At 71.0% G+C, this 11,258-nt stretch carries 6 protein-coding genes and 2 pseudogenes; 4 read left to right on the forward strand and 4 right to left on the reverse strand.

Translation table 11 applies throughout. The features are described 5' to 3' along the window. The first annotated feature begins 33 nt into the window (after positions 1-33). Positions 34-891 (forward strand): SDR family oxidoreductase, encoded by an 858-nt coding sequence (locus GKQ77_RS18590; RefSeq protein WP_219689994.1) that lies wholly within the window; start codon positions 34-36, stop codon positions 889-891. A 203-nt stretch (positions 892-1,094) separates the two neighbouring features. Here the strand turns inward: GKQ77_RS18590 and GKQ77_RS18595 are convergent. After that, positions 1,095-1,414, reverse strand: a pseudogene (locus GKQ77_RS18595) (transposase); the annotation flags it as partial. Between the two features lie 471 nt (positions 1,415-1,885). Here GKQ77_RS18595 and GKQ77_RS18600 point away from each other — a divergent pair. Beyond that, positions 1,886-2,572, forward strand: coding sequence for a hypothetical protein (locus tag GKQ77_RS18600; RefSeq protein ID WP_219689998.1), 687 nt, complete (start codon positions 1,886-1,888; stop codon positions 2,570-2,572). Between the two features lie 1,456 nt (positions 2,573-4,028). Here GKQ77_RS18600 and GKQ77_RS18605 read toward each other — a convergent pair. Further along, positions 4,029-5,156, reverse strand: coding sequence for a S1 family peptidase (locus GKQ77_RS18605; protein WP_258021531.1), 1,128 nt, complete (start codon positions 5,154-5,156; stop codon positions 4,029-4,031). A gap of 166 nt (positions 5,157-5,322) precedes the next feature. Here GKQ77_RS18605 and GKQ77_RS18610 point away from each other — a divergent pair, with 166 nt between their 5' ends. Continuing rightward, positions 5,323-7,716: a SpoIIE family protein phosphatase gene (locus tag GKQ77_RS18610; protein ID WP_219690000.1), complete on the forward strand. Its 2,394-nt coding sequence runs from the start codon at positions 5,323-5,325 to the stop codon at positions 7,714-7,716. Here GKQ77_RS18610 and GKQ77_RS18615 read toward each other — a convergent pair. Both GKQ77_RS18615 and GKQ77_RS18620 read right to left on the reverse strand, forming a co-directional pair. Further along, complete coding sequence (locus tag GKQ77_RS18615; RefSeq protein WP_219690004.1) at positions 7,694-8,368, reverse strand: esterase/lipase family protein; 675 nt, start codon at positions 8,366-8,368, stop codon at positions 7,694-7,696. The genes GKQ77_RS18610 and GKQ77_RS18615 overlap by 23 nt on opposite strands. Positions 8,369-8,523: 155 nt before the next feature. After that, positions 8,524-10,131 (reverse strand): class I adenylate-forming enzyme family protein, encoded by a 1,608-nt coding sequence (locus tag GKQ77_RS18620; protein ID WP_258021532.1) that lies wholly within the window; start codon positions 10,129-10,131, stop codon positions 8,524-8,526. A 173-nt stretch (positions 10,132-10,304) separates the two neighbouring features. On the opposite strand from GKQ77_RS18620, the pseudogene GKQ77_RS18625 reads away from it, so the two are divergent. Then, positions 10,305-11,258, forward strand: a pseudogene (locus GKQ77_RS18625) (hypothetical protein); the annotation flags it as partial.

Genomic DNA, 11,258 nt, shown 5'->3' on the forward strand with positions numbered 1-11,258 from the left:
CCCCCGCCCCCGCTCACGACAGGCGCAGCGAACATGACCTCAGTGCACTCCCGCACGCCCACCGGCCGGGTGGCCGTGGTGACCGGAGCCGGACGCGGCATCGGCCGCCGGATCGCCACATCCCTGGCCGACAGCGGCCATCGCCTCGTCATCTGTGACATCAACCCGGTGACGGCCCAGGAAGCGGTTGCCTCGCTTGGTCCAGGGCACCGCGCCCTGGTGGGTGACGTCTCTGACGCTTCCGTGTGCCGCGCCCTGGCTGAGGACGCCCTGCAACACTTCGGCCGCCTCGACGTATGGGTCAACAACGCCGGAATCCTGCCCATCGGCCCCCTCCAGTCACAGTCCGCCGCACTCCTGGACCGTGTCGTGGCAGTCAACCTCAACGCCGTACTGCACGGAAGCCAGGCTGCCGCGGCGGTCATGAAGGAACGCGGCACCGGTCACCTGATCAACCTCGCGAGCGCCGCCGCCACCAAGCCCATGGCCGGCATGGCCGCGTACAGCGCCACCAAAGCAGGCGTCCTCGCACTGTCCCAGGCACTGCGCCGGGAGCTACGGGGCAGCGGTGTACACGTGAGCGCCATCCTCGCCAGCCTCACAGCCACCCACATGTCGCACGGCCTGCGCCTGCCCTTCGGGCTGACTCCGCTGCCTCCCGCCGCTGTGGCCGCAGCGGTGGACCGGACGCTCCGCCGCCCGACCGCCCTGAGTTATGCACCTCGGTGGCTGGGCTGGGTCCTTCCCTGCACGCACCTGGTGCCAACAGCTCTGCTCGACCGCATGGACGACATGCTCCACGTCGACACCATCGCCTGCCGGCCTGTACCGGAACAACGCACCGCGTACGAGGAAGAGATGCGCCGCTCCATCAAGCTCTCCGCCACCTGAGAGCCCACCTGTGTATCGGGAACGACCGGCCTTCCCCCCGGAACCTTCTCCGTGGCTTCGCAATGGGGCCTGCGACCTTCGGGTCCGGCATGACTTCCCCCCTTGTTGTTCATGATCGCTAAATGAGGGGCTTGAGTACCTGCTTCACCCGGGCCGGAAGCTCTCCGTAACGTGGAGGTGGCAGCTCGGTGCCGTGGTAAGGCCGTTCTCACTTCACCTCCCACGCGAAATAGGCGGCTGCCCGGCGCAGGATCTCGCGCTCCAGACGCCACTCCTGCTCGGCCCTGAGCAGCCGTGTGTTCTCCGCCCGCAGCCGGGCCAGTTCCTCGGCCACGCTGACGTCGGCGTCACGGCCGCCGGACGTGGCCGGGGCCTCGGCCTTGCGGACCCATGTCCGCAGCGACTCCGCGGTGATACCGAGATCCGCGGCCACCGCCGCGTACGTCCGCTTCCCACTCGCGGCCCGAAAGAGCGCGACTGCGTCCTTCCTGAACTCCTCCGAATACGGAGGCCTGCGTCCCACCTGGACATCCCTCCCTGGACCATCAAGATCCATTGTCAGGGTGTCCACTCCACGGGGTCAGCCTCAGTGCACCACCTGCCCCAAAGACACCGACGGAGTACTCATCTGCAACGCACCACCCCACGCAGCCTCGTTGCCCTACCGGTGGAAGGACGAAGGCAGCAGGAGTCACGCAGAGCGACCGTCGAAGGCAGCCCGCTGGGACGTTCTGCTCATGATCCGCTCTCACAAGCAGTGCTCATCGCGTGCGGAAAACGCCATCCCCGCAGGAGCCAGTGCTCACGAAAACTCTAGGGTCCGCAGGTGGAAGGGGGGCGCCGCTGCGGAACAGCTCCGCAGCGGCGCCACTTCTGGGGGGCGGTGACCGGTGCGACCGAACTCCCCTACGGGCCGTACAGGCAGCGATTGCCCACGCGTCCTCAAGAGCGCAGGCGTTGTCGGTTCATGATCATGAATGGATAGGCTCTGCTCATGTCACTCGTACGCCTCGCACTCGCCCCTGCAGTCGCACTCATCGGGCTGGCCGCCCTTACCGCCTGCTCCTCCTCCAGCGGCGACGAGTCGAACTCCGCCTCCAGCAGCCAGGGCGGCGACAAGCAGGTCTCCCCTCCGGCTCCGAAGCCGATCACGAAGGCCCTCACCCAGGCGGAGCTCACCCAAGCAGTGCTGGGCGACGGTGAGGTCCTGCCGGGGTACACCGTGCACGGCACCAAGGAGGCGACGGACGGGCAGTACTGCAACCCCGCGCTGGACAACTCCGCCCCTAAGGGGTGGGTCCGGGGCAGCGACGCCTCGTACGAGTACAACGGCTCCACGCTCAACATGGCCGATGTGCGCATCTGCCTCTTCGACACGGCCAAGGACGCGCACCGCGTGTACACGGCGTGGAAGGGCAAGGAGAAGAGCAAGGAACAGCCCGCCAAGCCGGCGGTGGGCGATGAGAGCACGCTTGTGATCAACCCTGGCAGCAGTGAGGACGATATCGACGGATACAGCCGCTCGGGAAAGGTCGTCATCCGCGTGCAGATCGACGGCAACACCGGTGGTGACCCCTCGGGGGCGCAGGCCATGCTCAGCGCGACGCTGAAGCGTCTTCAGCAGCTCCAGGACGGGAAGCCCGCCACGGTCACGGCCGCAGAGGAACGGGCCGCCCGTTAGCAGACGCCGATCTCAAGGGCGACAGAGCGGTTCCCTGCCGGAAGCCTCATGGCGTCCGCTGACCATGGAGGGAAATAGCACTGGTTATTTCCTTCGTTGCGGTACGCACGTCACGCCCTGTTACCGGCGCGCAGCGCGCAGGCCGTCGTGGTCATGTCCCGCACGCGGCCTGACCTCAGCCAGCACACGCCCGCGTGCCCCCCCTGGCGGTCGGGAACCGCCACAGCCACCCAGCGCAGACCCGTGGGACGTGGAGGGGGTGGAAGCCCGCAGGCACCGCCCCGAGGCCTGGCGGCGGGGCTCCGGCCCACCGATCGGCGGGGGTGGGTGACGAGGCTGGTGGGATACGGCCGGGCCCCTGCGGGAGCGATGGTGAAGGGGCAAGGGGACGAGGCGTAAGTCGCGCAGCGCAGCGCGTCAGCTCATCGCCACTCAGCCGGAGAGCCGCACAGCGGCACAGCCGGGAAGCGTCACGAGAACCCGGCCCGCACGGCCCCGGGCGTCCCAGTCTCACGTCGAGAACGACAAAGGGTACGTACGCGATGACCCACTCCGTGACGCCGCCGCACCGCCCCCGGACCACCCGGGCTTCCATCCCGGCACCGACCTACCAGCGCCCACCGCACCACACCCGGCGCCTGCGTGCTGGTCAGCGCCGCGCGCCCCAGCCCCGGCTGCCGCCGCCAGCAGTGACGACGCCGTGCCTGCTCAGGACTCATCCCGCCTCTCAGGAGACGAACACGCCGATGCCTCCTCGTACGAACCGTCCGACCTCCCACCCCTTGTCCTGCCTACATCGCCGGAACGGGCTGTCGCACGCCGCCTATGCCCGGCTGGTCGCGTCCAGGCACGCGGATCTTGGATTCGGCGGCATGGCAGCCCGCCGCGAGAAGATCGCACGGTGGGAATCGGGGAAGGTCACCCCCGAGCGGACCGCCCAGCTCACCATCGCCGACATCCACGGCGTGCCTCCCAGCGAGGTGCTGCGGCTCGGCTGGCCGCACTGGTTGCACCTCGCCCCCGAGATGTCCGCGACCTTCCACCCCGAGTGGGGTGCCCACGAGGCGCTGCGTCTCCTGCACACTCTCTCCTACCCCCGCGGCGCCACGGACGAGCGCCGCCCGCTCGTCTCCTGCCCGGTCACTCTGGAGCAGACGATCTCCAGATGGTGGGCCCGCACTGCGGTCGACCACGCACCACCCACGCGGCCGGAGACTCCGGTCGAACCGATGCTCCTGGCGGCGCTGGACGCGCGGGCAGGGCAGATCCGGGAGCTGTCCTTCGTCGAGGGCGCTTCGATGGCCCGTCTGCTGGCGGACGGCGAGCTGCGCCTCCTGTGCGACCTGCTCGGTCCGGCGGGTGAGGGGGGCACGGCGAGCCGGTACCTCCTCGCGACCCGGCCCAAGTCCCCGGCCCTTCCTGCCGACTTACTGGGGAGGCATGGGCGCGCCCGCGCTCAGCCCTCACCGGCCGTGATCTCGGCGCCGACCGCCGCCAGTGCCGTGGTGACGGGCTGGAAGAACGTCTCGCCGCCTGCCGTGCAGTCGCCGCTGCCGCCCGAAGTGAGGCCGATCGCGCTTCCGTCGCGGGTGAACAGTGAGCCCCCGCTGTCTCCGGGTTCGGCGCAGACGTCGGTCTGGATGAGTCCGGTGACAGTGCCCTCCGGGTAGTTCACCGTGGCGTTGAGCCCGGTGACCACTCCCTCCCGCAAGCCGGTCGTGCTGCCCATGCGGGCCACTTCCAGCCCGACCGCCGCGTCGGCGGCGCGGACGATCTGTGTGGTCCGGCCGTCACCCGTGTCGACCACGCCCGGGGCGGCCGTCGCCGGATCGTCGTACGTGACGAGCGCGAAGTCACCGTCGCCCGGGAACGTGGCCGCCTGGACGGTGCCGACGGGCGCCCCGCCCTGTTCCTCCGACCACTGCTGGGCCGCGACGCCGCAGTGTCCCGCCGTGAGGAAGCCGGGGCTCCCGTCCTGCGTCGTCACGTTGAACCCGAGCGAACAGCGCGCGCCGCCTCCGAAGATGGCGTCACCGCCCGAGCCGAAGAGCTTGAACTCTCCCGCCGACTTCTCGACGCGGGCCACTCCCGTGCCGAGCGAGGCGACGCTCTTCTCCAGCCTGTCCCACTTCTTCCCGGTGACCGTGCGGTCGGCCGTGACCAGGATCTGATTGGTCCTGGGGTCCGTGGCCCAGGCGGTCCCCGGCATGTCGGCCCGGCCGGCCAGCGTCCGCGTGGCGGTCCCCAGCGTGTCCGCACTGTTGCGGACACTTCGCGGTACCGCCCCGGCTTCCCTCACCCGCGCCTTCACGTCAGCGTCGTCGCCGACGACGTTGACGACGAGTCGCCGCTCGTCCCCGTCGTAGAACGCTCCGCCATATGCGTCACCGAGCCGCGGGGCCAGCCGCTCGGCGAGCCGCGTCGCCGACGCCGCGCTGACCTGTTGGGCCGCGGGCCCCGCGGCGCCCTCCGCGCCGGGCTCCGCGGCACCGGCGTGCTGCAGCAGGACACCCGCTGTGGCCACGCCCATCGCCGCGGCTCCGGCCAGCACGGCCTTTCGCTTGGGTATTCGCTTGTGCCTCAACTCGTCGCCTCCTGTGGGAATTACTGTGGAATGCGGAGTCCGCTCGCCGGCGGAGCCGGAAACACGTTCGGCCCCTGGATACGGACGGGACACGAGTTGCGTTCAACTTGTGCCCGTCTCGGGGACAGCGGATTCTGTAGGGGATGAACGGGGCTGGTGTGGCGTCATGACTGCATGGAATGCGGAGCAGAGTGCTGACTTTCGTGGTCCCCTCGACGTCACAAGGGCGGCCACCGCGGTCGTCGACGCGCGGAGCGTGGTCATCGGGTGGAGCCCCGCGGCGGAGCGGCTGCTCGGGTACCGGCCGCAGGAGATCGTCGGTCGGCCGCTCGCCACGCTTCTGCTATCACCCGATCCGACGTCCTCCGCTCTGCCGCCCCCTCCCGAGTTCCTGGGCAACGAGATCTGTCTCGCCCGGCACCGGGACGGACAGGAGCTGGTGGTCGCCACCGCGGTCTGTCCCCTGGCGGGCGCCGGGGACGCGATGCGGGTCGTCGTCGTCACGGAGCTGCGGGATCTGCGGCTGTGGGAGTCCCGCCTCGCCCTGCTGCACGGCCTGGCCACCCGGTCGCCCGTGGGCCTCGCCATCTACGACACCGACCTCCGGCTGACCTGGTGCAACGCGGCGTACGAAGGGGACATGGGACGCCCGTTCGCCGAGTTCCGCGGCGCTCGGGCCGATGAGCTGTACTCCGAGGGGAAATTCATCAGCAAAGGGCATCCGCCCACCCTCGACGCGGTCATGCGGCACGTACTGGACACGGGCGAGTCCTTTCTCGACCTGCACTTCCAGGGGCGGCCGCCCAGCGATCCGGAGACCGACCACCTGTGGTCCTGTGCCTACTACCGGCTCCAGGACGCCGACGGACACGTGTTCGGCGTGTGCGAGGACGCGTTCGACATCTCCGACCGCTACAAGGCCCAGCGGCGGCTCGCCCTGCTCGTCGAGGCGGGGCGCGGGATCGGGGCCGCCCTCGACGTGGTGGTCACCGCCGAGAAGATCACCGAGGTGGCGGTGCCGGAGTTCGCCGCCACGGTGACGGTCGACCTCGCGAGGGCGGTACTGGAGGGCGAGGTCCCGGCCACCAGCGGCGCGGCGGCGATGTCTCTGGTACGGGTCGCCCGCTGCTCGGCGGGGCGAACAGCGGAATCAGAGCGGCGGCCTCCGCCCGTGGGGTACCCGTCCGGTTCGCCACAGGACCGCAGCCTCTCCTCGGGCGGCCTCGTGCTCGACGACACGACGCTGGTCGTGCCGCTGCGGGCCGGGAACAGCATCCTGGGGCTCGTCACCTTCACGCGCGACGCCGGTTCGGCCACCTTCGACAGCGGGGAGGTGGCGCTGGCCGACGAGTTGGTCGCCCGTACGGCCGTATCCATCGACAACGCCCGCCGCTTCACGCGTGAGCGCACCGCGTCCCTCGCCCTCCAGCGCCAGTTGCTGCCGCGCCAGGTGCCGGAGCAGTCGGCGGTCGATCTGGCCTACCGCTATCTCCCCACCGACGACGTGACAGGGGTCGGCGGTGACTGGTTCGACGTCATCCCGCTCTCCGGGACCCGGGTCGGGCTCGTGGTCGGGGACGTGGTCGGCCACGGTCTGCAGGCGGCCGCCACCATGGGGCGGCTACGGACGACCGTACGCGCGTTCGCCCAGATGGACATGGACCCCGTCGAGCTGCTGTCGCGGCTCGACGATCTGGTGGCGCAGTCGGCGGACGAGCAGTGGGGGGAGCCCGGCACGTCCGGCGACGCCTACGCGGACGTGACCACCGGGGCGACCTGTCTCTACGCGGTCTACGACCCGGTCTCACGGCGCTGCGTCATGGCCAGGGCCGGGCATCTGCCGCCCGCGGTCGTCGACCCGGACGGACGACTGTCCTTCCCGGACCTGCCGGCCGGCCCGCCCCTGGGCCTCGGCGGTCTGCCGTTCGAGGCCCTGGAGGTCGAGCTTCCGGTGGGCAGTCTGCTGGCTCTCTTCACCGACGGCCTGGTCGAGGCCCGTGACCGCGACATCGATCACGGACTCGACACCCTGGGGCGCGTACTGAGCGACCGGCACGCCTCGCTCGAAGACCTGTGCGACCGGGCGGTGGCGGAACTGCTGCCGGACGGCTCGACGGCCGACGACACCGCCCTGCTGCTCGTCCGTACCCGCGAACTCGACACTTCGCGGGTCGCCGACTGGGAGCTGCCCGCGCAGCCGGTCTCCGCGGGCCGCGCCCGGGAGATGGCCACCCAGCAGCTGCACGAATGGGGCCTCGGGGAGCTGTCGTTCGCGACCGAGCTGGTCGTCAGCGAGCTGGTGACCAACGCGGTCAGATACGCCGAAGGCCCCATCCAAGTACGCCTCATCCGTGACCGCACCCTGCTGTGCGAGGTCTCGGACAGGGGCCACACCTCACCGCACCTGCGTCACAGCGGCGAGGACGACGAGGGCGGGCGCGGCCTGTTCATCGTCGCGCAGCTGGTCCAGCGGTGGGGAACGCGCTACACCCGCTCCGGCAAGACCATCTGGACCGAGCAGGCCTTTCCCACGGGCCCTACGACGCGATATGCGCCCTGACTTGGCGGTAGACGCCCGCGTCGGTGTGCAGGCGGCTGTGGGAGAGGCAGCGGGTCTTCTTGTTGACCGCGCCGCTCAAGAGGGTGCTGGCCTGGGGGACGATCTGGTCGCAGTGTGAGGACCAGGTGGCGTAGCGGACGTTGCCGGGGGTCTCGTCGCCCGCGTTGAGGCTGGTGAGGAAGGCGGAGTTCGGGCGCATCTCGACGCAGGAGGGGCTGCCGCACCAGCGGGCCATGTCGGTGCCGTGGTTGGGGCCGGCGAGGGAGACGAACGCGTCGACCTTCTTGCGGACTCCGGCGGACTTCTTGAGGTGGTGGCGGGAGGGCAGGGCGCCCATCGAGTGGGTGACGAGGTCGACCTTCTTGGCCCCGGTGGCCTTCAGGACGCGGTCGATCTCCTGGGCGAGCCTGGTGGCGCTGGTGGCGTTGGACTGGGCGGTGTCGTAGCTCCACTGGTCCAGGCGGGCCTTCGGCCATCCGTCGGCGCGAAAGCGGTCGGCCATGGCGTTCCAGGTGGAGCCGTCGGAGGAGTAGCCGTGCACGAACACGACCGGGTCGGGGTGCGGCGCCGCGGTCTGCGCGGAGGCAGGCACAGGGAAGAGCGGCGCCGCGGACAGGACGAACGCGGGGAGGGCACGCAGCAAGTTCTTCATCACGGGAACGGTTGTAGCTCCCGGGCCCGCGTGACAGCGGGCCCGGGAGCGTGTACTCACCCGCACGGGGGCACAGTTTCACCGCAGAACCGTCACGGCTGACCCCCTCCGCCCCCTCGGCCCTCTCCGCCCCCGTTAGCTGGACCGGAAGGGACTCAGCCCACCCACGCGGCGCGCAGCGCCTTCTTGTCCACTTTGCCGACCTTGGTCGTCGGCAGCCGATCCAGCAGGACCGTCTTGCGTGGCGTGTACAGCTCGCCCAACTCGGCGGTCACCGCCGCGCCGACCGCGCCCGGGTCGACGTCGGCGTCCTCGGCCGTGGCCAGGAAGACCTGGACGGCCTCCCCGTACTCCTCGTCGGGCACGCCCAGCGCCGCCGCGTTGCGCACACCGGGCAGCGTGAGCAGGAAGTCCTCGAGGACCCTGGAGTAGACGTTGTCGCTGGTGCTGCCGGTGACGATGATGTCCTTGGCCCGGTCGACGAGATAGAGGTATCCGTCGGCGTCGAGATAGCCCAAGTCCCCCGTGCGCAGCCAGCCGTCGTGCAGCGCCGCCGCCGTACGCTCCGGGTCCTCGTAGTAGCCGAGCATCACCGTCTCGCCCCGGACGCAGACCTCGCCGACCCGGCCGGCGGGCAGCGCCGCCGTGCTGTCCTCGGCGCGGATCTCGATCTCGGTGTCGGATATCGCGCGACCGCAGCTGCGCCACAGCTCGGGCCGCCGGGGTGCCTGCGAGGCGAGTTCCTCCGCGCCGAACGCGGCGATACCGAGTGCCTCCGACTGCCCGTAGCCCTGGCTGAGCACCGGTCCGAAGACCTCGACCGTCTGTTGCATCCGGCTGGGCGAGCAGGCCGCGCCGCCCACGACGATCCGCCGCAGCGCGGGGAGGGCGCCCGCTGTGCACTCCGGGTGGTCGAGAAGCGCGTACAGCATCGGCGGCACGAACATGGTGGCGGTGATCCGCTCCTCGCGCAGCACCGCCAGCGCCGCGCCCGCCTCGAACTCGGGCAGCACGACGAGGGCGGACCCCGTCACCAGTGCCTGGACCGAGGTGAGATGGCCGCTGCCGTGGGTGAGGAGCGTGGAGACGAGCACGCGGTCGGTGTCCGGGTCCATGGTCGGGAAGACCGTGGGGCGCGAGTCGCACGGGGCGTCCTCCGCCAGGTCCACCAGCGTGTCGTAGAGCCGGTGGCTGTGCGCGGCGAGCTTGGGGCGGCCCAGGGTGCCGCCGGTGTAGAGGACGGTGACGGCCTCGTCCGCTGCCGGGGCGGGCACGCCGTCGGGGCGCTCCGCCGGGCATGCGGCCGCCAGGGCCAGCAGGTCCGTGCACGGCTGCGCGCAGGGCCCGAGGCTGAGCAGCGTGGGGGCGTGGACGCTGCGGCCGGCCGCGTCGGCGGCCCGCTCGGCGAAGAGCGGGTCGGTGACGACGGCGCGCGCCCGGGACTGCTCGACCAGGGCGGCGAGTTCGCCGGGGCCCGGCTCGGGCGGCAGGAACACCACGCGGCAGCCGATGAGATGGACCGCGAGCTGCACCAGGACGGAGTCCACGCGATTGGCCAGGAAAAGCCCCACTCCGTCGCCGGGTGCGAGCCCCTGCCCGCGCAGCGCGTGCCCCAGCGCGAACAGTCGCCGCCGGGCCTCCCCCCGGGTCAGTCGGTACCCGCCCTGGACGAGTGCCTCGGCGTCCTCGTCCTTGTGCCAGTGCTCCAGGATGTGGTCCAGGTAAGTCCGCGGCGCGGATGTTTGCTCTGCCTTAACGATCATGGGCATATGCAAACATGCTGCTCAGGAGCGGTGACCTCGGAGGGTATGGCTTCGGCCATCTCCTGACGGAGTATCATGCCCCGGCAGGGCCATGGGGGTGATAATCACACCGCAACCGTGCAGGGGGCGCGTTCCGTTCAGCCGGGCAAGTGGTCGTCGTCGAGCATGACGGCATGCGTACCCGCAGGAAGAAGAAGCGCGCGTGGCCTCTTCACCTCTTCGCACTGCTGATTCTGGTCTGCGCCGTCGCCGTGCCGGGTGGAGGGCGCGCGACGGCCGACGGCGCGGGGAACGGCGGCCTGGCACTGCAGGTGCACGTCAACTCCCGGCCGGGAACCGGCGCGATGGAGCCCGGCATCAGGGTCGGTGACCCGGTGCACAAGGTCTACCGCCTGATCAATCGCACGGGGGCGGACCTCTATGACGTACGCGTGACTGATCCCGCCCTTCCCCGGGGCGCCGCCGTCACCTGTGGGGGCCGCGGCACGGTGGCGATGCTGCGCGGTCTCAGCTCGACCACGTGTGCGGCCGAGACGCGGGCCCTGCCCGGGGTGCGGGCAGCGGACGTCACCGCCGTCGGCCGTATCCCGTCCTTGCGCACGGACTCCCGGGCCCGCGCCCGGGCGGGATACCGCGGCATCGGAGGCGCCCTGGCCCTCGCTCAGACGGTCGGTGTGACCCACCAGTGGGGCGTCATCCAGTACGTCGTCACCAACCGGGGGGACCGGGTCGTGTACGACGTCCGTGTCAGCGACGCGCTGCCGCAGGCGAAGGCCGTCGACTGCGGGGGCGGTCGTCCGGTGGTGCCGCAGATCGCTCCCGGACGCTCCGCGGTATGCCGCTCGCACGCCCGTGCGGCGCCGGGCACCTATGTGAGCAGGGGCTTCGCCGAGGCCAGTGATCGCACCGCGACGCTGGGGCGCTCCGGCGCGCTTGTTCCTCCTCCGCGCCTGACGGCACGTTCCTCGGCGCAGTTCACCCTCCTGGCGCCTCCTGTTCCGGCCGCTCGCGTCCAGCCGCCTGCGCCTCCTCCGGCGCCGCCCCGCCCACCTCGGTCCGGAGCCCAGGCCGGGCAGGGAGTCGGGCATGGGGCCAGGCAGGGGAACGCCCGTCCCCCTTCTTCGCCC

This window comes from Streptomyces anatolicus, assembly GCF_019400875.1.
Lineage (GTDB): Bacteria > Actinomycetota > Actinomycetes > Streptomycetales > Streptomycetaceae > Streptomyces > Streptomyces anatolicus.

Coding starts and splice junctions, on each gene's coding strand:
- GKQ77_RS18590 (WP_219689994.1), top strand. CDS start 34: ATGACCTCAGTGCACTCCCGCACGCCCACCGGCCGGGTGGCCGTGGTG.
- GKQ77_RS18600 (WP_219689998.1), top strand. CDS start 1,886: ATGTCACTCGTACGCCTCGCACTCGCCCCTGCAGTCGCACTCATCGGG.
- GKQ77_RS18610 (WP_219690000.1), top strand. CDS start 5,323: ATGACTGCATGGAATGCGGAGCAGAGTGCTGACTTTCGTGGTCCCCTC.
- GKQ77_RS18615 (WP_219690004.1), bottom strand. CDS start 8,368: ATGAAGAACTTGCTGCGTGCCCTCCCCGCGTTCGTCCTGTCCGCGGCG.
- GKQ77_RS18620 (WP_258021532.1), bottom strand. CDS start 10,131: ATGATCGTTAAGGCAGAGCAAACATCCGCGCCGCGGACTTACCTGGAC.